This window comes from Leclercia adecarboxylata (assembly GCF_006171285.1).
GTDB lineage: Bacteria > Pseudomonadota > Gammaproteobacteria > Enterobacterales > Enterobacteriaceae > Enterobacter > Enterobacter barmai.
In genome coordinates this window covers 2,392,367-2,415,247 of sequence record NZ_CP040889.1, presented here as the reverse complement: position 1 = coordinate 2,415,247, position 22,881 = coordinate 2,392,367, and the positions used below count along the sequence as shown (strand labels likewise).

The window sequence follows — 22,881 nt, the reverse complement described above, 5'->3', positions numbered from 1 at the left end:
CTTCAAATGAAGGTTTAATGAGCCGAACTGTTTTATATCTGCTGTATGAATAACGAATCGCCTGACGTCAATGAGCAGCAATTCGTTGTATTCATTAGATTATTAATTATGACTTGTCCGCCGGCGATGCGCGATGAGATGTGAGGGTTGATGATGAAGATTAAAGCCGCGATTGAACGCATCCCCGGTGGGATGATGCTGGTTCCGCTGGTTCTGGGCGCAATTTTAAATACCTTAGCACCAAATACCGGGGCCTATTTTGGTGGGTTCACCAAAGGTATGATTACCGGCACAGTTCCAATTCTTGCGGTATGGTTCTTCTGTATCGGCGCCTCCATTAATTTACGTGCAACGGGTACGGTATTACGTAAATCCGGTACGCTGGTTATTACCAAAATTGCCGTGGCGTGGATTGTGGCGATGGTTTGCGCGATGTTTATTCCGGAAAACGGCATTCAGACCGGCTTCTTCGCGGGCCTCTCGGTGCTGGCGATTGTCTCTGCAATGGACATGACCAACGGCGGTCTGTACGCCAGCCTGATGAACCAGTACGGCACCAAAGAAGAGTCCGGTGCTTTCGTTCTGATGTCTCTGGAGTCCGGCCCGCTGATGACCATGCTGATCCTCGGCTCCGCAGGTCTGGCGTCCTTTGAACCACACCACTTTGTTGGCGCCGTCCTGCCGTTCCTGATCGGTTTTGCCCTCGGCAACCTCGACCACGATCTGCGCGACTTCTTCAGCAAAGCAACACCGGTTCTGATCCCGTTCTTCGGCTTCGCGCTGGGTAACACCATCAACCTGAACGTGATCCTCGACACTGGCCTGCTGGGTATTGTTCTGGGTGTGGCGGTTATCGTTATCACCGGTATTCCGCTGATTATTGCCGACCGTGTTATCGGTGGGGGGAACGGTACTGCGGGTGTGGCCGCCTCTTCAGCAGCAGGCGCTGCGGTGGCAAACCCGGTGATTATCGCCCAGATTAACCCGGCGTTCGAACCGGTTGCCGCTTCCGCTACCGCACTGGTTGCCGCAAGCGTCATCGTCACCGCGATTCTGGTTCCGATTATTACCGCGCTGTATGCCAAACGCTTTGGTCAGGTCCCGGCAAAAGCCGAAGAACCGCAAGCGGTGGAGTCACTGCACCACTAACAGGTAAACCCTAAACGTTAGCCCTCTCCCCTACAGGGAGGGGGCTTTGTATTTGTAGCAAGGAAGTCATTACAGGATAATAAATGACTTACAGCGGCGCCCTGGTCCGGCTGAAAATCGCCGAAGCGTTGACCGCAGGCCGGGGCGAGGCGCATGGATGCGCCGAGAGGGCGTGACCTACAGGGATGTAGGATCACGCCCGACCCTAAGCCTGCGGGAATAAGCTGAGGGTACCGCGAAGCGGCGATTTTCTTGCCGGGAGCCGGGATTGTTAAGGGGCGCGATAGCCCCCTTAACACGTTCACAGTTGACGTTGTTTACAAAGGAGCGCTGCTCTGGAAGTGAACGGAAAAACCATCGGTGCCGCATATTCCCCCTCACCCCAACCCTCTCCCTCAAGGGAGAGGGGGCTAACCGTGCCAACCCTTACTCCCCAAACACCTCACCCACCATCGCTTTTGCCAGCCTGGCCGCCGAACACAGCCTCGGCATCCCCAATGCCACGTTCTGCCAGCTCTGCGTCACCGACCAGCACACCGGATGCCTGTCGGTATCACACCAGTCCCCCAGCCAGCCCAGCATGTCTTTATGATCGATAATCCCCGGCGTACCGGGCGTGGTCAGCCACTGGTGATAGAAATGACGGGTGTTGGGCGCGGCGTTGATCCCCTGTGCCAGATAGTTCGCCACCATGCTGCACAGGTTATCTTTCAGCATGGCGCTGACGTCCGCATTCGCCAGCCGGCAGGCGTCACCAAACGCTCCCCAGCGCAGCTCCTCCAGCGCCACATAACCGCGCCCGGCCAGCGACCAGCCGTCATAGTGTCCGGCCCGCCAGCGGGTAAAAATCTGCTCGCTGTGAACGCCGGCCTGCACCGTTAATCCGCGCTGGGTTAAGGCTTTCTCTTTAAACTGTGCACGTTGCTGGAAATGGGCAGCGAGGGTCTCGTACTGATGCACCAGCCCGATGGCTGGCTGATTACGCAGGCTGGCCTGCTGGCGCAGGGTGGTGAGGATTTGCGTCATCCGGGTCAATGCCAGATGGCCGGGGTCAAACATCCCCGCCAGCTTCTCTGCCAGCCCGAGCCGCAGCACAGCATTTTCGCTGAACATTCCCCCCATGGCCCACTGGCGAAGCTGAGTCTGCGCCATGATCTCCTGGGTTAAACGTTCACGAAAGTGCTGCTGTTGCGACGCCACAGAGGTATGACGCTGCGCGTCAGCCCCCTGTACCAGGTCGACCATAAATTTAGGATGGATACATTCCAGCGTCCGTCCGGGACCGTCCAGTAAGTGTTTTGTCATGGTTGCTCTGCCGCGAATAGCGTTTGAATATCATCGCGTAACAGTCGGGTATCTTCCTGAATCCACGTCGCAGTGGTAATACATTGCTGCAGCAGCTGGCTGAGCGCCCGTGTGGCATGCTCATTTTGCTGGCGCACTGCGAGGCTATCACGCAAGCTTTCCTGTAACCCAGCAAGGCATAACGAGAATTCCGCAAAGAATGTTGCCATACCTGCTGTAACAGAGACATCGACCTGCGCCGCCAAAGCTTTACGAATTTGTTCACAAAAGTGATCTATATGCTGTTTAAATTTTTCATGAAGCTGTGACACGTTGATAACGTATCGCGTCCGCGTCATCACGTAATCTTCCCAGCCCCAGCCCGGATTGTTCAACCAGCGGGAGACCGTCTCGCGCAACGCGCTGCTGGCTCCCTGCGCCTGGCTGGCGGGCTGACTCTCCTGGGCGATAGCGTCGCTGAACAGGCTCCGGGTGTTGAAGTTAAGCTGGTTCGCCTGAAACGCCGGGAAGCTGATCCGCGCGCGGAAACCGGCGTGGCTTAACTCCTCTTTAATGCGCGTCTCAATCGGACGCATGGCGTCGTTCAGCGAGCGGGCCAGAGTGGTTTCCAGCTGGTCAAACCGCAGCGCCAGCTCGCGGCCGATTTTGGCCTGCGCATCCAGCATGATCATTTCGCAGGAGGAGCGGATTTTGCTCAGCAGGATCTGCGCCTGGCCTTCATCCTCAAGCACCAGCTGGCCGGGCGTCGCTAACGCATCGGCATGCAGCGTATGCGGATTAAACCCGGCCAGATCCAGCAAATTGTCCGGGTTGAAGATGTGCTTTACCGCAAGTTTGATATCGCTCTGCTGGGTGCTGATAAACAGATCGGTTGCCGTCAGCGCCTGGCTAACCTCATGCCTCACCTCATCGCTCACCGACGCCTGGCGGGACTGCAGCAGCGCCATATCCTCTTCCAGCCGGGCGATATTTAGCTCCAGCTCCTCAAAGGCCACCGTCAGCCCCTGATAGCGGAAATCCAGATATTCGCGGGCGTTCTGGGCATAGTTCAGCAGCTTATGCGACGCCGAACGTAGCGCGTAGAGCGAGGCGTTAGCGTAGGCGGCGTGAATCAGCTTGCGGATCGGCTGCTCGAAGAGGGAGTCCTCCCACAGCAGATCGGCGGAGTGGCGAACATGTTCAATATCGTCCAGATCGGCAGTCCGCCAGCGGCGGCCCAGCGCGGCTTCGGCAAAATCCTGCACCCAGCGCTGCTCCTGGTGATCCGGCAGCTTACCGTGCTGCGTCAGCTCATGACGGGCGCGGTTCGCCAGGTATCCCCACATCGACGACACCGGGAAGATCTGGCCCGGAGAGATGTGGCCTTTCATCAGGGTGCCGGATATCATCGCCCGCACCTGCTCTTCATCGTCGCTGTTACGGTCTTTCTGATCGAATTTATTGACCAGCGCATACAGCGGGACCGATTTGCTGACGGCAGAAATAGCCAGCCGCACTTCGGCATCCGAAATCGACTTCAGCTGCGTATAGTCCATCACCGCCAGCACCGCCGAGGCACGTGAGAGCTGCTCGGTGAGCATTTTTTGCAGATGAGGCTGCCCGGCCTCGTTCGGCCCCGGGGTGTCCAGCAGGGTTAATTGCCCCAGATGCGCGTCCAGCCCGGCCAGATGAACAAATTCCACTTCAATAACCGGGATATTTTCAATTGCGGCATAGGCCGAAAACGGAAAATCGGTTCCCAGCGCCTGGGAAAGGCGCACTAAATCGTTAAGGTTTTTTAAACAGTTAAATATTGGCTGCGCACCCAAATAATGTTTTTCAAATGCCTCGCCGGATTCAATGCGCCCCAGCAGCGCATTCATATCTTTATCAATTTCAAGTTGCTGGGCCAGCTTGCCACGATCGAAATTGGCGAGCTTCTTTTGCATCTGTTTTATTAATGTATCGATCGGCGCCACGTGAGAAAAATGCAGCACCGGCTCTTTCTGGCCCGGGGTATGGCGGATCAGCGTCGGCAACGCGGTCATCGGGCGGTTGCGGTTGGGCAACACCTCGGTGCCCACGATGGCGTTGATGGTGGTGGACTTCCCGGCTTTCATGGTGCCCACGATCGCCAGCACCATCTCCAGACGGGTAATTTTGCGCAGCTCATTATTCAGCATCGACTGCTGCGCTTCTAAGCCACGGGCACTAAAGTGCAGAGGTAATATGTTACTGGTTTCGCCGGTAAGGGCCGACGTCGCGTTGTCCAGCATCGCAACAGGCATGGCGCTCAGCGCATCGAGATTCTGCAAGGAGAGTTGCAGCAGCCTTTCTGCTTCCTGGCTTAACTCAAATATTGTTTGTGTGTGCATGGTAAAAGCCTTCCCTTAACACAAATTTTATATAACCGAATTATTTTAAGAATGAAGGATCGGCTTATATGATTCCGTGTAGCAAATATGTTCGACGCAATATAATTGCTTGATGGCAATAAAATATATTCTTCCGGCGCGTAAAGCAGCGGAGCACGCTCCTTCGGTCAGGGAAACCGAAAGATAAAGAGCGTAGCTCAAATTGACGAAATTTCAGGATAAACCATCTTTAATCGCCCACCAAAAATGAGGGGTAATTCACCCCTTTGTGGATCGGGGATGGCTTTAAAAACATTTACGGTGAATATCATTAGCACCTTAACCTTATCTGAAATAGTACGGCGTATCAATTTGCCGCAATAAATATTATTGCTTTCATTCATAAGAGTTTCTCCTCCTGTGCCTGAGACTTATCATTACCTGAGTCACTGACAAACAATGTCACTGAAAACGCTTTTTTGGACAAAAGCGAAAAATAATATCACCGACAACAGTAAGGACATGCGCTATACTTGCCGCCTTTTTCGACAACCTGTCGATTTTTGGCGGGCCTTATTGCCGCCGGTTCGCACTATTTTGAGGAGAACACCATGCAGCTTCCACACTGTCCAAAATGCAACTCTGAATACACCTACGAAGATAACGGTATGTTTATCTGCCCGGAATGCGCTTACGAATGGAATAACGCAGAGCCCGCAGCAGAGAGCGACGAACTGATCGTCAAAGATGCCAACGGCAATCTGCTGGCGGATGGCGATAACGTCACCGTCATTAAAGATCTGAAGGTAAAAGGCAGCTCGTCAATGCTGAAGATCGGCACCAAAGTGAAAGGCATTCGTCTGGTCGAGGGCGATCACAACATAGACTGCAAAATTGACGGCTTCGGCCCAATGAAGCTCAAATCCGAGTTCGTGAAAAAGAACTGATTTGTTTTGTAGTTTTGTAGGCCGGATAAGCGTAGCGCATCCGGCAAAAGCGCCCGGTGGCGCGCAGCGATCCGGGCCTACAATGACTAGACTTACTGAGCTTCTCTTACCTGAGGTAACGATTATGCCGTTAAGTCCCTACATCTCTTTCGCCGGCAACTGCGAAGAGGCCATCGCCTTCTACCAGCAGGCCATTGGCGCAGAACTCCTTTATAAAATGACCTTCGGTGACATGCCCAAAGACGACAACAGCGAAGAGGGCTGTCCGTCCGGCATGCAGTTCCCCGACTCCGCTATCGCCCACTCCAACGTCCGCATCGCCGGCAGCGACATCATGATGAGCGACGGCACGCTCAGCGGTAATGGCACCTACGCCGGGTTTACCCTGGTACTTGATACCCAGGACGTGGCCGAGGGCAAACGCTGGTTCGACAGCCTTGCCGCAGGCGGCACGGTTGATATGGCCTGGCAGGAGACCTTCTGGGCGCACGGTTTCGGTAAAGTGACCGATAAGTTCGGCGTTCCCTGGATGATCAACGTCGTTAAACAACCGTGATCCCGTCGGCGGGGGCCATGCCTCCGCCTGTCATCGCTTTCACCTCAACTCTTCAAACTCCCGCAACTAACACTTAACCTAAATGTCACATTGATCCGCCAGCATGAGGCCACATTCGAATCGAGGCCTCACCCATGCACACTGTCATCCGCGTCGAGAAGCTGAGCAAGACCTTCCATCATAACAAGGCTCTGCATGCCGTTGATCTGACCGTCCATCAGGGCGAAATGGTAGCGCTGCTCGGGCCGTCCGGTTCCGGTAAATCCACCCTTCTGCGCCACCTAAGCGGCCTTATCACCTGCGATAAAACGTCGGAAAGCTTTGTAGAGCTGCTGGGCAACACCGTGCAGCGCGCGGGCCGTCTGGCGAGTGATATCCGTAAAAGCCGCGCCCAGACCGGCTACATCTTCCAGCAGTTCAACCTGGTGAATCGCCTGACGGTGCTGGAGAACGTGCTGATCGGCGCCCTCGGCAGCACCCCGTTCTGGCGCACCTGCCTGCGCTGGTTCTCCCCAGCCCAGAAGCAGGAGGCGCTGCAGGCGCTGGCCCGCGTCGGCATGGCCCATTTCGCCCACCAGCGCGTCTCCACCCTGTCCGGTGGACAACAGCAGCGCGTGGCAATTGCCCGGGCGCTGATGCAGAAAGCCAAAATCATTCTCGCCGATGAGCCGATTGCCTCGCTGGATCCGGAGTCGGCGCGCATCGTCATGGAGACCCTGCGCGACATCAACCAGAAAGACGGCATCACCATCGTGGTGACGCTGCATCAGGTGGATTACGCCCTGCGCTACTGCGAGCGCATCGTCGCCCTGCGTCAGGACCACGTCTTCTTCGATGGCGCCAGCCATCAGTTTGATAACGAACGTTTTGACCATCTCTACCGCAGCATAAATCGCGTCGAAGAGAGCGCGCAGGCTGCTTAACGTCCCCACAATGAGGAATGGAAATGAGCTATAAAACGGTTGCCGCGCTGGCCTTCACCAGCATGTTCAGCATCAGCACCCTGTTAAGCCCGGCGTTCGCTGAGGAGCAGGAAAAAGCGCTGAACTTCGGCATCATTTCGACGGAATCACAGCAGAACCTGAAGCCACAGTGGGAACCTTTCCTGAAGGATATGGAAACCAAACTGGGGATCAAAGTGAACGCCTTCTTCGCCCCGGACTACGCGGGCATCATCCAGGGAATGCGCTTTAACAAAGTGGACATCGCCTGGTACGGCAACCTCTCCGCCATGGAAGCGGTGGATCGCGCTAACGGTCAGGTCTTTGCGCAAACCGTCGCCGCCGACGGCTCCCCGGGTTACTGGAGCGTGCTGATCGTCAACAAAGACAGCCCGATCAACAACCTTCAGGACATGCTCGCAAAACGTAAAGAGCTCACCTTTGGCAACGGCGACCCGAACTCCACCTCGGGCTTCCTGGTCCCTGGCTACTACGTCTTCGCCAAAAACAACGTCTCCACCAGCGAATTCAAACGCACGGTCAACGCCGGGCATGAAACCAATGCCCTGGCCGTCGCCAACAAGCAGGTGGATGTGGCCACCAACAACACCGAAAACCTCGACAAGCTGAAGACGTCCGCTCCGGACAAGCTGAAAGAGCTGAAGGTAATCTGGAAATCTCCGCTGATCCCGGGCGACCCGATTGTGTGGCGTAAAAACCTCTCCGAAAGCACCAAGGACAAGGTGTACGACTTCTTTATGAACTACGGCAAAACGCCGGAAGAGAAAACCGTGCTGGAACGTCTGGGCTGGGCACCGTTCCGCGCCTCCAGCGACCTTCAGCTGGTACCTATCCGCCAGCTGGCGCTGTTCAAACAGATCCAGGGCGTGAAGGACAACAAGGGTCTGAAAGAGGAAGAGAAGAGCAGCAAGATGTCTGAAATTCAGGCCCAGCTGGACGATCTCGACCGCCTGACCGCCGCGCTGGGCGCCATGACAAGCGTAAGTAAAGCGGTGCAATAACCCCTTGCCCGGTGGCGCTTCGCTTACCGGGCCTACGTTACGGATCGTAGGCCGGATAAGCGTAGCGCCATCCGGCACACAAAGAGCCACGGAATAACACATGCAAACCATCACTCTCCCACCGCCAAAGCGCGGCTGGTTTTCGCTGATCGGCTGGGCCGTTCTGCTGGCGGTGCTCGTCGTCTCCTGGAAAGGCGCGGAAATGGACCCGCTGACGCTGGTACGTGACTCCGGCAACATGGCGACCTTCGCCGCCGACTTCTTCCCGCCGGACTTCAGCCAGTGGCAGGACTACCTCGGCGAAATGGCCGTCACCCTGCAAATCGCCGTCTGGGGCACCGCCCTGGCCGTGGTGCTCTCCATTCCGTTTGGCCTGATGAGCGCCGATAACATTGTGCCCTGGTGGATTTACCAGCCGGTGCGTCGCCTGATGGACGCCTGCCGCGCCATCAACGAAATGGTCTTTGCGATGCTGTTCGTGGTCGCCGTCGGTCTCGGTCCCTTCGCCGGGGTGCTGGCGCTTTTTATTCACACCACCGGCGTGCTCTCCAAACTGCTTTCGGAAGCGGTGGAAGCCATCGAGCCCGGCCCGGTCGAAGGCATTCGCGCCACCGGCGCCAACAAGCTGGAAGAGATCCTCTACGGCGTCCTGCCGCAGGTCATGCCGCTGCTCATCTCCTACTCCCTCTACCGCTTTGAGTCCAACGTCCGCTCGGCGACGGTGGTCGGCATGGTGGGCGCGGGCGGAATTGGCGTCACCCTGTGGGAAGCGATTCGCGGCTTCCAGTTCCAGCAAACCTGCGCCCTGATGGTGCTCATCATCATCACCGTCAGCCTGCTGGACTTCCTCTCTCAACGTTTGCGTAAGCACTTCATCTGAGTAGCGAGGCATTGTTTTATATGCACTTATCCAGACATCCGACCAGTTACCCGACCCGCTGGCAAGAGATCGCCGCGAAGCTTGAAGTGGAGCTGCGTACCCACTACCGCTGCGGCGACTACCTGCCTGCGGAACAGCAGCTTGCCGACCGCTATGAGGTCAACCGCCATACTCTGCGCCGCGCCATTGACCAGCTGGTGGAGCGCGGCTGGGTCCAGCGCCGTCAGGGCATCGGCGTGCTGGTGCTGATGCGTCCGTTCGACTACCCGCTCAACGCCCAGGCGCGCTTCAGCCAGAACCTGCTCGATCAGGGCAGCCACCCCACCAGCGAAAAACTGCTCTCGGTGCTGCGTCCGGCCTCCAGCCACGTCGCCGACGCGCTGGGGATTTCGGAGGGCGACAACGTCGTTCACCTGCGCACCCTGCGCCGGGTCAACGGCGTGGCGGTCTGCCAGATCGACCACTACTTCGCGGACCTGGCCCTCTGGCCGGTGCTGCAAAATTTCACCAGCGGCTCGCTGCACGACTTTCTGTTCGACGCCACCGGGATCGCCCTGAAGCGTACCCAGACGCGGATCAGCGCCCGCCGCGCCCAGGCTAAAGAGAGCAAGGTGCTGGAGATCCCCAACATGGCGCCCCTGCTCTGCGTGCGCACCCTTAACCACCGTGACGACGAGGTGAACGCGACGGAGTACTCCGTCAGCCTGACCCGCGCCGACATGATTGAATTCACCATGGAGCACTGAATGCACTTCGATACCTCCACCCGTCAGCACTGGATGGCCGTGCTCGCCCACAGCCAGCCTGCGGCACTTGCGGCGCGGATGTCGGCCCTGAGCCTGACCCCGGTTTATGAGCTGATCCGCGCCCCACAGAGCGGGCTGGTGCAGATCCAGGCCCGGATGGGCGGCACCGGCGCACGCTACTTTGCCGGCGACGCCACCCTGACCCGCGCCGTGGTGCGCCTCGCCAGCGGCACGCTCGGCTACAGCTACCTGCTCGGGCGCAACAAAACCCACGCCGAGCAGTGCGCCGTCGTGGACGCCCTGCTGCAGGAAGCCCCCCATTTTCAGGCCCTGATGGAAACCGTTATTGCCCCGCTGGAAGCCGATCGCGCCGCACGCCTTGCTGCCCGTCAGGCCGAAGTGAACACCAGCCGGGTCGACTTCTTTACGCTCGTTCGCGGAGACAACGCATGACCCTTCATCCCGCTTTTACCCTCGCCGTGCAGGATGCCCAGCACAGTTTTCGTCGTCTGCTGAAAGCCATGAGCGAACCGGGCGTCATCGTCTCGCTGCATCAGCTCAAGCATGGCTGGCAGCCGCTGAACCTTGCCACCACCAGCGTGCTGCTGACCCTGGCCGATAACGACACCCCGGTGTGGCTGTCGGGCGCCGTCAGCAACGATATCGTCAGCAGCAACCTGCGTTTTCATACCAGCGCCCCGCTGGTGGATCAGCCCCAGCAGGCGGTGTTCGCCGTCGCCGACGAGCACATCAGCCACGAGCAGCTCAACGCCCTGAGCGAAGGCACCGCCGTGGCCCCCGTGACCAGCGCCACCCTGATTTTGCAGGTCTCCAGCCTGAGCGGCGGACGCATGCTGCGCCTGACCGGCGCCGGGATCGCCGAAGAACGGATGGTCGCCCCGCAGCTGCCGGAGTGCATCATTCATGAGCTGACCGAGCGCCCGCACCCGTTCCCGCTGGGGATCGACCTGCTGCTGACCTGCGGCGAGCGCCTGCTGGCGATCCCGCGTACCACCCACGTGGAGGTGTGCTGATGTACGTTGCCGTCAAAGGGGGCGAGAAGGCGATCGCCGCCGCCCACGCGCTGCAGGAGCACCGACGCCGGGGGGATGACCAGCTTCCCGAGCTGAGCGTGGCCCAGATTGAACAACAGTTGAACCTCGCCGTCGACCGGGTAATGACCGAAGGCGGCATTGCCGACCGCGAGCTGGCGGCGCTGGCGCTGAAGCAGGCCAGCGGCGATAACGTCGAAGCCATCTTCCTGCTGCGCGCCTACCGCACCACCCTGGCAAAGCTGGCGGTGAGCGAGCCGGTGAATACCGCAGAGATGCGCCTCGAGCGCCGGATTTCTGCCGTCTATAAAGACATCCCCGGCGGCCAGCTGCTCGGCCCGACCTACGACTACACCCATCGCCTGCTCGATTTCACCCTGCTGGCAAACGGTGAAACGCCGGAACTGAACAGGGCAGAGCCGCAGCAGGACGCCGCCCCGCACGTCTTTAGCCTGCTGGCCAGCCAGGGGCTGGCGAAGGCGGAAGAGGACAGCGGCGAGGAGCCGGACGACATCACCCGCACCCCGCCAGTCTACCCCTGCTCCCGCGCCTCGCGCCTGCAGCAGCTGATGCGCGGCGACGAGGGCTACCTGCTGGCGCTGGCCTACTCCACCCAGCGCGGCTACGGACGCAATCACCCCTTTGCCGGTGAAATTCGCAGCGGCCACATCGATATCAACATTGTGCCGGAAGAGCTGGGTTTTGCGGTGAACGTCGGCGAACTGCTGGTGACCGAGTGCGAAATGGTTAACGGCTTCGTCACCCCGGACAACAACGCGCCGCACTTTACCCGCGGCTACGGGCTGGTGTTTGGCATGGGCGAGCGCAAGGCGATGGCGATGGCGCTGGTTGACCGCGCCCTCCAGGCGCCGGACTACGACGAGAACCTCGCAGGCCCCGCGCAGGACGAGGAGTTCGTGCTGGCCCACGCGGATAACGTCGAGGCTGCCGGGTTCGTCTCGCACCTCAAGCTGCCGCACTACGTCGATTTCCAGGCTGAACTGGAGCTGCTTAAACGTCTGCAACAGGAGCGCAAAAATGGCTAACCTCAGCGGCTACAACTTTGCTTATCTGGATGAGCAAACCAAACGCATGATCCGCCGCGCCATTTTAAAAGCGGTAGCCATCCCCGGCTATCAGGTGCCGTTCGGTGGCCGTGAAATGCCGATGCCTTACGGCTGGGGCACCGGCGGCATTCAAATCACCGCCAGCGTGATTGGCGAGGCGGACGTGCTGAAGGTCATCGACCAGGGGGCCGACGACACCACCAACGCCGTGTCGATCCGCCAGTTCTTTCAGCGCGTGACCGGGGTGAACACCACCGAGCGCACCGAAGACGCCACCCTGATCCAGACCCGCCACCGCATCCCGGAAACCCCGCTCACCGAAGATCAGATTTTGATTTTCCAGGTGCCGATCCCGGAGCCGCTGCGCTTTATCGAGCCGCGCGAGACCGAAACCCGCACCATGCACGCCCTGGAAGAGTACGGCGTGATGCAGGTGAAGCTGTACGAGGACATCGCCCGCTTCGGCCATATCGCCACCACCTACGCCTACCCGGTGAAGGTCAACGGCCGCTACGTCATGGACCCGTCGCCGATCCCGAAATTCGATAACCCGAAGATGGACATGATGCCTGCACTGCAGCTGTTCGGTGCCGGGCGCGAGAAACGCATCTACGCCGTGCCGCCCTACACGCGTGTCGAAAGCCTCGATTTCGACGACCACCCGTTTACCGTGCAGGAGTGGGACGAGCCCTGCGCCATCTGCGGATCGAAACACAGCTATCTGGATGAAGTGGTGCTGGATGACACCGGCAAGCGGATGTTTGTCTGCTCCGACACCGATTTTTGCCGCCAACAGAGCGAGGCCAACAGCCAATGAAACCGCTGCTTTCGGTCAATAACCTGACCCACCTTTATGCGCCGGGCAAAGGCTTCAGCGACGTGTCGTTCGACCTGTGGCCGGGCGAAGTGCTGGGGATTGTCGGCGAGTCCGGCTCCGGCAAAACCACCCTGCTGAAGTCCATCTCCGCCCGTCTGGCCCCGCAGAACGGCGAGATTCTCTATGACGGCGATTCGCTGTACGGCATGAGCGAGGCGGAGCGCCGCCGCCTGCTGCGCACCGAATGGGGCGTGGTGCACCAGCACCCGATGGACGGCCTGCGCCGCCAGGTGTCGGCGGGGGGCAATATCGGCGAACGGTTGATGGCCACCGGCGCGCGCCATTACGGTGAGATCCGCGCGACGGCGAAACACTGGCTCGAGGAGGTGGAGATCCCGTCCTCGCGCATCGACGACCTGCCCACCACCTTCTCCGGCGGCATGCAGCAGCGTCTGCAGATCGCCCGCAACCTGGTCACCCATCCGAAGCTGGTGTTTATGGACGAACCCACCGGCGGGCTCGACGTCTCGGTGCAGGCCCGTCTGCTGGATCTGCTGCGTGGTCTGGTGGTGGAGCTGAACCTGGCGGTGGTGATTGTCACCCACGATCTGGGCGTCGCCCGCCTGCTGGCGGACCGTCTGCTGGTGATGAAGAGCGGCGAGGTGGTGGAAAGTGGGCTGACCGACCGGGTACTCGACGACCCGCATCACCCTTACACCCAGCTGCTGGTGTCGTCCGTTTTGCAGAATTGAGATTGCTGTTGCCCGGCGGCGCTTCGCTTGCACGGGCCTACGATTTTGTAGGCCGGGTAAGGCCTAGCCGCCACCCGGCAATTAATCCAGCACCTTGTAGGCCGGGTAAGGCGCAGCCGCCACCCGGCAATGAATCCAGCACCTTGTAGGCCGGGTAAGGCGCAGCCGCCACCCGGCAATAAATCCAGCTCCTTGTAGGCCGGGTAAGCGAAGCGCCACCCGGCATCCCGAACCACGAGGCCAACATGATCCGCGTTGAAAACGTCAGTAAAACCTTTGTGCTCCACCAGCAAAACGGCGTCCGCCTGCCGGTGCTGCAAAACGCCTCCCTTGAGGTAAAAAATGGCGAATGCGTGGTGCTGCACGGCCACTCCGGCAGCGGCAAATCGACCCTGCTGCGCTCGCTGTACGCCAACTATCTGCCGGACGAAGGCCATATCCATATCCGCCACGGCGACGAATGGGTGGATCTGGTGCAGGCCCCGGCGCGCAAGGTGCGCGATGTGCGCCGTACCACCATCGGCTGGGTCAGCCAGTTTTTACGGGTGATCCCGCGCGTTCCGGCCCTGGAAGTGGTGATGCAGCCCCTGCTGGATCTCGGCGTGCCGCGCGACACCTGCGCCGCCAAGGCCGCCAGCCTGCTGACGCGCCTGAACGTGCCGGATCGCCTGTGGCATCTCGCCCCCTCCACCTTCTCCGGCGGGGAGCAGCAGCGGGTGAACATCGCCCGCGGCTTTATCGTCGATTACCCGATTTTACTGCTCGATGAACCGACCGCCTCGCTGGATGCGAAAAACAGCGCCGCGGTGATTGAACTGATCGAAGAAGCCAAAGCGCGCGGCGCGGCGATCGTCGGGATCTTCCACGACGACGCCGTGCGGGATCGCGTGGCGGATCGTCTGCACCCGATGGGGATCACAGCATGATCGTAAACAACGTAAAACTGGTGCTGGAAAACGAAGTCGTTGACGGCTCCATCGACGTTCAGGACGGCGTCATTCGCGCCTTTGCCGAAACCCAGAGCCGCCTGCCCGAGGCGATGGACGGTGAAGGCGGCTGGCTGCTACCGGGGCTGATCGAGCTGCACACCGACAACATGGACAAGTTCTTCACCCCGCGCCCCAAAGTTGACTGGCCCGCCCATTCGGCGATGAGCAGCCACGACGGGATGATGGTCGCCAGCGGCATCACCACCGTGCTGGACGCGGTGGCGATTGGCGACGTGCGCGACGGCGGCGACCGTCTGGAGAATCTGGAGAAGATGATCAACGCCGTGGAAGAGACGCAGAAGCGCGGCCTCAACCGCGCCGAGCACCGTCTGCACCTGCGCTGCGAACTGCCCCATCACACCACCCTGCCGCTGTTCGAAAAGCTGGCGGGCCGCGAGCCGGTGACCCTGGTATCGCTGATGGACCACTCCCCGGGTCAGCGCCAGTTCGCCAACATCGAAAAGTATCGCGAATACTATCAGGGCAAGTACTCCCTCAACGACGCGCAGATGGCGCGCTACGAAGAGGAGCAGCTGGCGCTTGCCGCCCGCTGGTCGCAGCCCAATCGTCAGGCCATTGCCGCGCTGTGCCGGGAGCGCAATATCGCTCTTGCCAGCCATGACGACGCCACGGCGGATCATGTCCGGGAATCCCACCAGCTTGGCAGCGTTATCGCCGAATTTCCCACCACGTTCGAGGCCGCAGAGGCTTCGCGCCAGCACGGAATGAACGTGCTGATGGGCGCCCCGAACATCGTGCGCGGCGGATCGCACTCCGGCAACGTGGCGGCAAGCAGGCTGGCGTCCCTCGGCCTGCTGGATATCCTGTCGTCCGATTACTACCCCGCCAGCCTGCTGGATGCCGCGTTCGGCGTGGCGGATGACGAAGGCAACGGATTTACCCTGCCGCAGGCGATCCGCCTGGTGACCCGAAACCCGGCGCAGGCGCTGAACCTGCACGATCGCGGGGTGATTGGCGAAGGCAAGCGGGCCGACCTGGTGCTGGCGCACCGTAAAGGCGAGCACATTCATATCGACCACGTCTGGCGTCAGGGAAAACGGGTGTTCTGATGGGAAGAGTGATCTGGTTAATGGGGCCGTCCGGCTCCGGAAAGGATAGCCTGCTGGCGGCGTTGCGCCAGCAGTCACAGCCGCAGATGCTGGTGGCGCATCGCTACATTACCCGCCCCGCCAGCGCCGGGAGCGAAAACCATATCGCCCTCAGCGAGCCCGAGTTTTTTACCCGCGCCGGGCAGCAGCTGTTTGCCCTGAGCTGGCACGCCAACGGCTATTATTATGGGGTGGGCCTGGAGATCGACCTGTGGCTGCATGCCGGGTTTGACGTGGTGGTAAACGGCTCGCGCGCCCATCTGCCCCAGGCGCAGGCGCGGTATGCGCAGGCATTGCTGCCGATCTGCCTGCAGGTGTCGCCGGAGATCCTGCGTCAACGCCTGCAGGACCGGGGTCGGGAGAGCGCAAAAGAGATCGACCAGCGGCTGGAGCGCGCCGCCCGCTATACGCCCTCCCACTGCCCTGTTCTGAATAACGACGGAAGTTTGCATCAGTCTGTCGATAACTTCCTGTCACTCATTAGCCAGAAGGAGAAAAACCATGCCTGAGTGTGAGTTGCGTCCCGCCACCCCGGAGGACGTCGATGCGGTCTATGGCCTGATCTGCGAATTAAAACAGGCGGAGCTTGATCGGTCGGCGTTTCATGCCGGGTTCGCGGCCAATCTGCAGGATCACAATATGCGTTACCAGCTGGCCGAACGGGATGGACACATCATCGGGATGATCGGCCTGCACATGCAGTTTCATCTCCATCACGCCAACTGGATCGGTGAAATCCAGGAGCTGGTGGTGATGCCCCAGGCGCGCGGCCTGAAGGTTGGCAGCCAGCTGCTGGCCTGGGCGGAAGAGGAGGCCCGCCATGCCGGGGCGGAGATGACCGAGCTTTCCACCAGCGTCAGGCGCCTCGACGCGCACCGTTTTTATCTTCGTGAAGGGTACACACAGAGCCATTTCCGCTTTACCAAACCGCTGTAAGGGGGCGCTATGAGTCTGACCATTACGTTAACAGGAACCGGTGGCGCCCAGCTGGTGCCCGCCTTTGGCTGCGACTGTCCGGCCTGTCGCCGGGCGCGTTTGCAGGAGGATCATCGCCGTCGCCCCTGTAGCGCGGTGGTCAAATTCAATGATGCGGTGACGCTGCTCGATGCGGGGATCCCGCACCTGATGGACGACTGGCCAGCGGGCAGTTTTCAGCAGATTTTGCTCACCCATTACCACATGGATCATGTCCAGGGGCTGTTCCCGCTGCGCTGGGGCGTGGGAGCGACCATTCCGGTGTACGGCCCACCGGACGACAGCGGCTGCGACGATCTGTTTAAGCATCCCGGCATCCTCGACTTTAGCCACACCCTGGAGCCCTTTGTGGTGTTTGAACTGCAGGGCCTGCGGGTAACGCCGCTGCCGCTCAACCATTCGAAGCTGACCTTTGGCTATCTGCTGGAGAGCGCCCACAGCCGAGTGGCCTGGCTGTCCGATACCGCCGGACTGCCGGATAAAACGGTGAAGTTTTTACTCAACAACCAGCCGCAGGCCATCGTGATTGACTGCAGCCACCCGCCGCGGGAAGAGACGCCGCGCAACCATTGCGACCTGAATACGGTTATCGCGCTCAATCAGGTGATTGGCTGTCCGCAGGTGATCCTGACCCATATCAGCCATGAGTTTGACGTCTGGATGATGGACAACCCGCTGCCGGAGGGGTTTGAGGCGGGGTATGACGGGATGGTATTGATGCTGGATTGAGGCATCGCATCGCCGGGTGGCGCTGCGCTTACCCGGCCTACGGTTTTGTAGGCCCGTGCAAGCGAAGCGCCGCCGGGCGTTACCGCCGATCGTAATCATCCTCCAAACGACGCTCGTCATCTTCTAAACGACGTCGCTCTTCATCCAACTGCCGCTGACGATCGTCCAGCTGACGGCGCCGGTCCTCAAGCTGTCTGCGACGATCTTCATACTGTCGGCTGTCATTACTGCGACGGCTATCTTCGTAGCGATCGTCGTCGGAATTACGATTATTGCTGTCAGGATTGTAAGCGTCGTTGATGGCCTGCTGAATATTGCCGATCGTATCGTCAACGATATCGGCATGAGCCAGATGGCTGGTTAAAGAGAGCAGACCAAATAACAGAGCGGTAGAGTAACGTTTCATAAAGCCAGTCTCGCAGGGGGGCTGGCTTTACGGTAATAAACGGCGGGTGGAGCGAGTAGCGGAGGAATCTCAAATTCTCATCGCTTTTTGTAGCGCCTGCGCCAGCTGCGCCCGGGTAAAGGGTTTGCGCAGCAGCTCCACGTCCGGGAGCTGCGGGTTGTGAGCCGGACGCAGATCCTGGCCGCTCATCAACAGCGCCGGCAGATGCGGGAACTGCTGGCGGACCTGCTGGATCACCTCCGCGCCGCTCAGCGTGCCGGGTAGCATTAAGTCGCTGATAAACATCTCGATATCCGCCGAGGCGCTCAGCATCTGTAATGCTTGCTCGCCGGTTTCGGCCTCCAGCGTCAGATAGCCCAGCTGGTGCAGCTGTTCGCACAGGGTCTGGCGGACATCGCTCTGATCGTCCAGCACCAGTACCAGCCGGTCGCTTTGCGCCGCTGCGGCTGCCGCCAGCGTTTCCGGCTGGGGAAGCGCCTGCTGCGTGGCGCGAGGCAGATGCAGCCGCACGGTGGTGCCCTGTCCGGGAGCGCTTTCGATCTCCACCCGCCCGCCGGACTGGCGCACGAAACCATATACCATCGACAGCCCCAGCCCGCTGCCGCTCCCGGTCTGCTTGGTGGTGAAGAAGGGTTCAAAGACCCGGGATTTGATGGCCTGCGACATGCCGCTGCCGTGGTCGATCACCTCCAGCGCCACCATATCCTGCCTGCGGCCGTCGCTGCGGGTGACGCGCTGGTTCCAGGTGCGGATTTTGATGGTGCCGGCGTGCCCTTCCATCGCATCGCGGGCGTTCATCACCAGGTTGATAATGGCGTTCTCGAGTTGGCTGACGTCAATCCACGCTGGCCACGCCGGGGTTTGCGCTTCGATCTCCAGGGCGATAGTGGCGGGCAGAGAGTGGCGCATCAGCTCGGCCAGGTTCTCCAGCAGGGGCTTCATCTCCACCGCGTGCGGGTTCAGGGACTGCTTGCGGGAGAAGGCCAGCAGGCGCTGGGTTAACAGCGCCCCGCGCTCGGCGGCCTTCAGCGCCCGGCTGATGCGCGGCGCGTCCGGCGAATGGGGATCGGCAAGCTCCAGGCTGCCGATGATCACCGCCAGCAGATTGTTGAAATCATGCGCCAGCCCGCCCGTCAGCTGGCCCACCGCCTTCATCTTCTGGCTGTGCAGCAGCGCCTCTTCCAGCCCCTGACGTTCAATGCGATCCACCTCCATCTGCGAAGTCTTCTCTTTTAACAGCCGGGTGGTGTGCTCCAGCGACGCGGTATTGCGGGCAAAGACGTTGAACGCCCTCGCCAGCTCGCCCAGCTCATCCCGGCGCTGCAGCGCAGGCACCGAGACATCCTGCTCGCCGTGAGCCAGCCGCGACATCGCCCGGGAGATGGCGGTCAGGTTGGTGCCCAGGTTGCGGTAGATGTACCAGCAGGCAAAGGCGGTGATGATCAGCGCCAGCACGGCAAAAACAGTGATAAAGACGCTGATGGAGCGCAGCTCCTGATAGCTCTCGGCGGTGCGCAGCTGCGAGGCCTGCGCCACCTGCTCCACGTACTGATTGATGTCGCTGTTGAGGATCGCCACCAGCGCTTTGATGTGGAACATATACCAGCTGATGGAGAGATCGCTCTCCTCCAGCTGCCTGGAGAGCGGGCCGAGCTTGTTCAGCTCGGCGTTAAAATCAGGCAGGACGAGGCTCACCACCGGCTGCGTGACCCCCTGAGGCAACATCGCCGTCACCCTGTCCAGCTGCTGAATGGTCGCCCGCGGCGAGGGGGTTTCGATGGCGGCGACGATAAGGCGGTCCATCTCGCTGAGCAACCGGGCGTCGGGGACGTTGCTGGCGAAGCGACGGTTGATGTCCTGCAGATGACGGAGATAGCTCTGGCTCTGGTAGAGCGAGCTCAGCAGGGCGTTACGCTCCAGATGGCGACGCTGCCCGCGCTCCAGCATCCCGGTTACGCTTCGCTGCAGCTCGTTGCTGCGCCGGATGATCCGCGCCACCAGCGCCGGCTCCTGCTGCGCCAGAGGAGCCCAGGCAAGCTGCTCCAGCGAATGGCCCAGCGCGGTCTGGGTCTGCTTGAGCCGGTTGGCTTCGTCTTTATACTCCAGCGCCCCCACCACCTGCGACAGCCGCACCGCCGCCGTCGCCACGTTGGCGGTTTCCCGCGCCAGGTTCATGCTGCCGTTCATGTCGTCCAGGGTCTGGCGCTGCACCTCCTCCTGAATATGGCTGGCGTGGCGAAAGCCCAGCACTGCCACGCCGCTGACCATTAACGTCACCGCCACCACCAGCAGATTAAAGATCAGCAGGCGGCCACGGGCGCTGGCGAAGAAGGGGGGACGGCGTGAGGGCATTAATTTTAGCTCCGCTGTAAGCATGTATTTTCCCCTCACCCCTCACCCTAGCCCTCTCCGCATAGGGGAGAGGGAACTTGAACACCCTCTCCCACAGGGAGAGGGGGAAAAAGCGGGGAATTGTGACGGCGGTTAACTATTCAGAACTATGACAAATATGAACGACTTCTGACATTTTGCATTTACCGGGCTGTGATGAAGTGCGGATATCGAACGTCACAGGAGATCCGCCATGAGCAGGACCCCGGTTTTAGAGATGCGCAACATTGCCAAAACCTTTGGCAGCTTCCACGCGCTGAAGGGTGTGGATCTGACGGTCTTTCCCGGTGAGATCCACGCTTTAATGGGTGAAAACGGCGCCGGAAAAAGCACGCTGATGAAAATTCTCGCCGGGGCTTACATCGCCACCAGCGGCGAGATCCTGATCGACGGCAAGCCGTTTCACATCAAAGGCCCGAAGGACGCGCTGGCGGCGGGCATCACCCTGATTTATCAGGAGATGCAGCTGGCACCGAATCTCACCGTGGCCGAAAACATCTTCCTCGGCAGCGAGCTGTCGCGCGGCGGGCTGGTGCAGCGCAGAGAGATGGCGGCCCAGGCCCAGGCGGTGATTGACCGCCTCGGCGCTCACTTTAAGGCCACCGACCTGGTGATGAAACTGACCATCGCCGAGCAGCAGCAGGTGGAGATTGCCCGGGCGCTGCACCGCAACAGCCGCATTCTGGTGATGGATGAACCCACCGCCGCCCTCTCGTCACGCGAAACCCACCGTCTGTTTGAGCTGATTATGCGTCTGCGCGATGAGGGGATGGCGATTATCTATATCAGCCACCGTATGGCGGAGGTCTATGAACTGTCGGACCGCGTCAGCGTGCTGCGTGACGGCCAGTATGTCGGCAGCCTGACCCGCGACAAGCTCAACGCCTCCGAGCTGGTGCGGATGATGGTCGGACGGCCCTTAAGCGATCTGTTTAACAAGGAGCGCGATATCCCGCTCGGCAGCCCGCGTCTTAACGTCCATCACCTCACCGACGGCAGCAAAGTTCAGCCCTGCAGCCTGCTGGTGCGCTCCGGCGAAATCGTCGGCCTCGCCGGGCTGGTGGGGGCCGGGCGTTCGGAGCTGGCCCAGCTGATTTTCGGCGTGCGCAAAGCGACGGGCGGCATGATAGAGGTGGATGGCGAACCGGTGGTGATCCACTCCCCGCGCGCCGCCATCGACCACGGGATCGGTTTTTTAACCGAGAACCGCAAGGAGCAGGGGCTGTTTCTCGAGCTGGCGGCGCAGGAGAACATCACCATGGCGACGCTGGAGCGTGACGCCACTTTCGGCTGGCTCAACCGCAAAAAAGCGCAGTCGATCTCCGATGACGCCATCGCCCTGCTCAATATTCGCGTGCCGCATTCCCAGGTGCGGGCGGGCGGGCTCTCCGGCGGCAATCAGCAAAAGCTGCTTATCTCCCGCTGGGTGGCGATTGGCCCGCGCATTCTGATCCTCGATGAACCGACCCGCGGCGTGGACGTCGGCGCCAAAAGCGAGATCTACCGGATCATGAACCAGATGGCGCGCAAAGGGGTGGCGATCCTGATGATCTCCAGCGAACTGCCGGAAGTGGTCGGCATGAGCGATCGCGTGTATGTGATGCGCGAAGGGAGCATTGCCGGGGAGCTGCACCGGAGCGATATCTCTCAGGAAAATATAATGACGCTGGCAACCGGCGTGAACGACTCTCATCACCAGGCGGTAAAATCATGAGCCAACAAAACAGTCCGCAACAGGTGGCCAAAGCGGCCTCCGCTAAAAAAATGCTGATGGGCGATCTGATGCAAACCATCGGTATCCTGCCGATATTGATCCTGATTGTCGCGGTATTTGGCTTTATCGCGCCTAACTTCTTTACCGAAAGCAACCTGCTGAACATCACCCGTCAGGCGTCGATCAACATCGTGTTGGCGGCGGGGATGACCTTCATCATTCTGACCGGCGGCATTGACCTCTCGGTGGGGTCGATTCTGGGCACCACGGCGGTGGCGGCGATGGTGGTGTCGCTGATGCCGGAGCTGTCCATGCTCTCGGTCCCGGCGGCACTGATGCTCGGTATGGTGCTGGGGCTGTTCAACGGGGCGCTGGTGGCCTTTGCCGGGCTACCGCCCTTTATCGTCACGCTCGGCACCTATACGGCGCTGCGCGGGGCGGCCTACCTGCTGGCCGATGGCACGACGGTTATCAACTCCAGCATCAGCTTTGAGTGGATCGGCAATAACTACCTCGGGCCGGTGCCGTGGCTGGTGGTGATTGCCCTGGCGGTGATTGCCGTCTGCTGGTTCATCCTGCGCCGCACCACCCTTGGAGTACATATCTACGCGGTGGGCGGCAACATGCAGGCCGCGCGCTTAACGGGGATTAAGGTCTGGCTGGTGCTGCTGTTTGTCTACGGCATGAGCGGCCTGCTGTCGGGTCTCGGCGGGGTGATGAGCGCCTCCAGGCTCTACAGCGCCAACGGCAACCTGGGCACCGGCTATGAGCTGGACGCCATCGCGGCGGTGATCCTCGGCGGCACCAGCTTCGTCGGCGGCATCGGCACCATCACCGGCACGCTGGTGGGGGCGCTGATCATCGCTACCCTCAACAACGGCATGACGCTGATGGGCGTCTCCTACTTCTGGCAACTGGTGATCAAAGGGGCGGTGATCATCATTGCGGTACTGATCGACAAATACCGTACCCGACACCATCAAAGTGCATAACAACAATAC

General features: G+C 60.3%; 24 protein-coding genes. 19 read left to right on the top strand and 5 right to left on the bottom strand.

Translation table 11 applies throughout. The annotated features are described in order from the left end of the window. Positions 1–153: 153 nt before the first annotated feature. A complete protein-coding gene (gene kdgT, locus FHN83_RS13330) occupies positions 154–1,149 on the top strand; it encodes a 2-keto-3-deoxygluconate transporter (protein ID WP_039028389.1) in 996 nt (331 codons plus the stop codon). 426 nt (positions 1,150–1,575) lie between these two features. On the opposite strand, the gene FHN83_RS13320 is transcribed toward kdgT, so the two are convergent. The 3 genes from FHN83_RS13320 to FHN83_RS13310 all read right to left on the bottom strand — a co-directional run bounded on the left by FHN83_RS13320 (position 1,576) and on the right by FHN83_RS13310 (position 5,191). Continuing rightward, complete coding sequence (locus tag FHN83_RS13320) at positions 1,576–2,454, bottom strand: diguanylate cyclase regulator RdcB family protein (RefSeq protein ID WP_039028388.1); 879 nt, start codon at positions 2,452–2,454, stop codon at positions 1,576–1,578. Continuing rightward, positions 2,451–4,808: a clamp-binding protein CrfC gene (crfC, locus tag FHN83_RS13315; protein ID WP_139564013.1), complete on the bottom strand. Its 2,358-nt coding sequence runs from the start codon at positions 4,806–4,808 to the stop codon at positions 2,451–2,453. The genes FHN83_RS13320 and crfC overlap by 4 nt, the downstream gene beginning before the upstream one ends. A gap of 197 nt (positions 4,809–5,005) precedes the next feature. Beyond that, positions 5,006–5,191, bottom strand: a complete 186-nt coding sequence (locus tag FHN83_RS13310; RefSeq protein ID WP_039028386.1) for a hypothetical protein — start codon at positions 5,189–5,191, stop codon at positions 5,006–5,008. A 207-nt stretch (positions 5,192–5,398) separates the two neighbouring features. Between FHN83_RS13310 and FHN83_RS13305 the strand changes: the two genes are divergently transcribed. From FHN83_RS13305 to phnP, 16 genes are all read left to right on the top strand, one after another. Next, positions 5,399–5,734, top strand: coding sequence for a zinc ribbon domain-containing protein YjdM (locus tag FHN83_RS13305; RefSeq protein WP_039028385.1), 336 nt, complete (start codon positions 5,399–5,401; stop codon positions 5,732–5,734). A gap of 124 nt (positions 5,735–5,858) precedes the next feature. Beyond that, entirely contained in the window at positions 5,859–6,290 is a 432-nt protein-coding gene (yjdN, locus tag FHN83_RS13300; RefSeq protein ID WP_139564012.1) for a VOC family metalloprotein YjdN, read from the top strand. Positions 6,291–6,424: 134 nt separating this feature from the next. Continuing rightward, positions 6,425–7,213: a phosphonate ABC transporter ATP-binding protein gene (gene phnC / locus FHN83_RS13295; protein WP_139564011.1), complete on the top strand. Its 789-nt coding sequence runs from the start codon at positions 6,425–6,427 to the stop codon at positions 7,211–7,213. 23 nt (positions 7,214–7,236) lie between these two features. Further along, complete coding sequence (gene phnD, locus FHN83_RS13290) at positions 7,237–8,253, top strand: phosphonate ABC transporter substrate-binding protein (protein WP_139564010.1); 1,017 nt, start codon at positions 7,237–7,239, stop codon at positions 8,251–8,253. A gap of 100 nt (positions 8,254–8,353) precedes the next feature. Beyond that, positions 8,354–9,133, top strand: a complete 780-nt coding sequence (gene phnE, locus FHN83_RS13285) for a phosphonate ABC transporter, permease protein PhnE (RefSeq protein ID WP_139564009.1) — start codon at positions 8,354–8,356, stop codon at positions 9,131–9,133. Positions 9,134–9,153: 20 nt separating this feature from the next. After that, on the top strand, positions 9,154–9,879 hold the full coding sequence (phnF, locus tag FHN83_RS13280) for a phosphonate metabolism transcriptional regulator PhnF (RefSeq protein WP_039028380.1): 726 nt from the start codon (positions 9,154–9,156) through the stop codon (positions 9,877–9,879). Next, on the top strand, positions 9,880–10,332 hold the full coding sequence (gene phnG / locus FHN83_RS13275) for a phosphonate C-P lyase system protein PhnG (RefSeq protein WP_039028379.1): 453 nt from the start codon (positions 9,880–9,882) through the stop codon (positions 10,330–10,332). It begins immediately after the preceding gene. After that, positions 10,329–10,913 carry a phosphonate C-P lyase system protein PhnH gene (gene phnH / locus FHN83_RS13270; RefSeq protein ID WP_139564008.1) on the top strand — a complete coding sequence of 195 codons (585 nt, stop codon included), beginning with the start codon at positions 10,329–10,331 and terminating at the stop codon, positions 10,911–10,913. Before phnG ends, phnH begins: the two co-directional genes overlap by 4 nt. Then, a complete protein-coding gene (locus FHN83_RS13265; protein ID WP_139564007.1) occupies positions 10,913–11,977 on the top strand; it encodes a carbon-phosphorus lyase complex subunit PhnI in 1,065 nt (354 codons plus the stop codon). Before phnH ends, FHN83_RS13265 begins: the two co-directional genes overlap by 1 nt. Continuing rightward, entirely contained in the window at positions 11,970–12,815 is an 846-nt protein-coding gene (gene phnJ, locus FHN83_RS13260; protein WP_039028376.1) for an alpha-D-ribose 1-methylphosphonate 5-phosphate C-P-lyase PhnJ, read from the top strand. The genes FHN83_RS13265 and phnJ overlap by 8 nt, the downstream gene beginning before the upstream one ends. After that, on the top strand, positions 12,812–13,567 hold the full coding sequence (gene phnK, locus FHN83_RS13255) for a phosphonate C-P lyase system protein PhnK (protein ID WP_139564006.1): 756 nt from the start codon (positions 12,812–12,814) through the stop codon (positions 13,565–13,567). The genes phnJ and phnK overlap by 4 nt, the downstream gene beginning before the upstream one ends. Before the next feature lie 245 nt (positions 13,568–13,812). Continuing rightward, positions 13,813–14,493, top strand: a complete 681-nt coding sequence (gene phnL / locus FHN83_RS13250; protein WP_139564005.1) for a phosphonate C-P lyase system protein PhnL — start codon at positions 13,813–13,815, stop codon at positions 14,491–14,493. Beyond that, complete coding sequence (gene phnM, locus FHN83_RS13245) at positions 14,490–15,626, top strand: alpha-D-ribose 1-methylphosphonate 5-triphosphate diphosphatase (protein ID WP_139564004.1); 1,137 nt, start codon at positions 14,490–14,492, stop codon at positions 15,624–15,626. The genes phnL and phnM overlap by 4 nt, the downstream gene beginning before the upstream one ends. Next, positions 15,623–16,174, top strand: a complete 552-nt coding sequence (gene phnN / locus FHN83_RS13240; RefSeq protein WP_138370049.1) for a ribose 1,5-bisphosphokinase — start codon at positions 15,623–15,625, stop codon at positions 16,172–16,174. The genes phnM and phnN overlap by 4 nt, the downstream gene beginning before the upstream one ends. Next, positions 16,167–16,601 (top strand): aminoalkylphosphonate N-acetyltransferase, encoded by a 435-nt coding sequence (phnO, locus tag FHN83_RS13235; protein WP_039028371.1) that lies wholly within the window; start codon positions 16,167–16,169, stop codon positions 16,599–16,601. Before phnN ends, phnO begins: the two co-directional genes overlap by 8 nt. 9 nt (positions 16,602–16,610) lie before the next feature. Next, positions 16,611–17,369 (top strand): phosphonate metabolism protein PhnP, encoded by a 759-nt coding sequence (gene phnP, locus FHN83_RS13230; protein WP_139564003.1) that lies wholly within the window; start codon positions 16,611–16,613, stop codon positions 17,367–17,369. Positions 17,370–17,448: 79 nt separating this feature from the next. Here the strand turns inward: phnP and yjdP are convergent, their stop codons facing one another. Continuing rightward, entirely contained in the window at positions 17,449–17,775 is a 327-nt protein-coding gene (yjdP, locus tag FHN83_RS13225; RefSeq protein WP_139564002.1) for a DDRRRQL repeat protein YjdP, read from the bottom strand. Between the two features lie 69 nt (positions 17,776–17,844). Continuing rightward, positions 17,845–20,127 carry a hybrid sensor histidine kinase/response regulator gene (locus FHN83_RS13220; protein ID WP_139564001.1) on the bottom strand — a complete coding sequence of 761 codons (2,283 nt, stop codon included), beginning with the start codon at positions 20,125–20,127 and terminating at the stop codon, positions 17,845–17,847. 232 nt (positions 20,128–20,359) lie between these two features. Between FHN83_RS13220 and FHN83_RS13215 the strand changes: the two genes are divergently transcribed. Continuing rightward, on the top strand, positions 20,360–21,880 hold the full coding sequence (locus tag FHN83_RS13215; RefSeq protein ID WP_039031975.1) for a sugar ABC transporter ATP-binding protein: 1,521 nt from the start codon (positions 20,360–20,362) through the stop codon (positions 21,878–21,880). Continuing rightward, positions 21,877–22,872 (top strand): ABC transporter permease subunit, encoded by a 996-nt coding sequence (locus FHN83_RS13210; RefSeq protein WP_039031974.1) that lies wholly within the window; start codon positions 21,877–21,879, stop codon positions 22,870–22,872. The genes FHN83_RS13215 and FHN83_RS13210 overlap by 4 nt, the downstream gene beginning before the upstream one ends. Positions 22,873–22,881 lie beyond the last annotated feature (9 nt).

Bases quoted from the DNA above. Each gene is read 5' to 3' on its own strand.
- kdgT (WP_039028389.1), top strand. From the start codon at position 154: ATGAAGATTAAAGCCGCGATTGAACGCATCCCCGGTGGGATGATGCTG.
- FHN83_RS13320 (WP_039028388.1), bottom strand. From the start codon at position 2,454: ATGACAAAACACTTACTGGACGGTCCCGGACGGACGCTGGAATGTATC.
- crfC (WP_139564013.1), bottom strand. From the start codon at position 4,808: ATGCACACACAAACAATATTTGAGTTAAGCCAGGAAGCAGAAAGGCTG.
- FHN83_RS13310 (WP_039028386.1), bottom strand. From the start codon at position 5,191: ATGAATGAAAGCAATAATATTTATTGCGGCAAATTGATACGCCGTACT.
- FHN83_RS13305 (WP_039028385.1), top strand. From the start codon at position 5,399: ATGCAGCTTCCACACTGTCCAAAATGCAACTCTGAATACACCTACGAA.
- yjdN (WP_139564012.1), top strand. From the start codon at position 5,859: ATGCCGTTAAGTCCCTACATCTCTTTCGCCGGCAACTGCGAAGAGGCC.
- phnC (WP_139564011.1), top strand. From the start codon at position 6,425: ATGCACACTGTCATCCGCGTCGAGAAGCTGAGCAAGACCTTCCATCAT.
- phnD (WP_139564010.1), top strand. From the start codon at position 7,237: ATGAGCTATAAAACGGTTGCCGCGCTGGCCTTCACCAGCATGTTCAGC.
- phnE (WP_139564009.1), top strand. From the start codon at position 8,354: ATGCAAACCATCACTCTCCCACCGCCAAAGCGCGGCTGGTTTTCGCTG.
- phnF (WP_039028380.1), top strand. From the start codon at position 9,154: ATGCACTTATCCAGACATCCGACCAGTTACCCGACCCGCTGGCAAGAG.
- phnG (WP_039028379.1), top strand. From the start codon at position 9,880: ATGCACTTCGATACCTCCACCCGTCAGCACTGGATGGCCGTGCTCGCC.
- phnH (WP_139564008.1), top strand. From the start codon at position 10,329: ATGACCCTTCATCCCGCTTTTACCCTCGCCGTGCAGGATGCCCAGCAC.
- FHN83_RS13265 (WP_139564007.1), top strand. From the start codon at position 10,913: ATGTACGTTGCCGTCAAAGGGGGCGAGAAGGCGATCGCCGCCGCCCAC.
- phnJ (WP_039028376.1), top strand. From the start codon at position 11,970: ATGGCTAACCTCAGCGGCTACAACTTTGCTTATCTGGATGAGCAAACC.
- phnK (WP_139564006.1), top strand. From the start codon at position 12,812: ATGAAACCGCTGCTTTCGGTCAATAACCTGACCCACCTTTATGCGCCG.
- phnL (WP_139564005.1), top strand. From the start codon at position 13,813: ATGATCCGCGTTGAAAACGTCAGTAAAACCTTTGTGCTCCACCAGCAA.
- phnM (WP_139564004.1), top strand. From the start codon at position 14,490: ATGATCGTAAACAACGTAAAACTGGTGCTGGAAAACGAAGTCGTTGAC.
- phnO (WP_039028371.1), top strand. From the start codon at position 16,167: ATGCCTGAGTGTGAGTTGCGTCCCGCCACCCCGGAGGACGTCGATGCG.
- phnP (WP_139564003.1), top strand. From the start codon at position 16,611: ATGAGTCTGACCATTACGTTAACAGGAACCGGTGGCGCCCAGCTGGTG.
- yjdP (WP_139564002.1), bottom strand. From the start codon at position 17,775: ATGAAACGTTACTCTACCGCTCTGTTATTTGGTCTGCTCTCTTTAACC.
- FHN83_RS13220 (WP_139564001.1), bottom strand. From the start codon at position 20,127: ATGCCCTCACGCCGTCCCCCCTTCTTCGCCAGCGCCCGTGGCCGCCTG.
- FHN83_RS13215 (WP_039031975.1), top strand. From the start codon at position 20,360: ATGAGCAGGACCCCGGTTTTAGAGATGCGCAACATTGCCAAAACCTTT.
- FHN83_RS13210 (WP_039031974.1), top strand. From the start codon at position 21,877: ATGAGCCAACAAAACAGTCCGCAACAGGTGGCCAAAGCGGCCTCCGCT.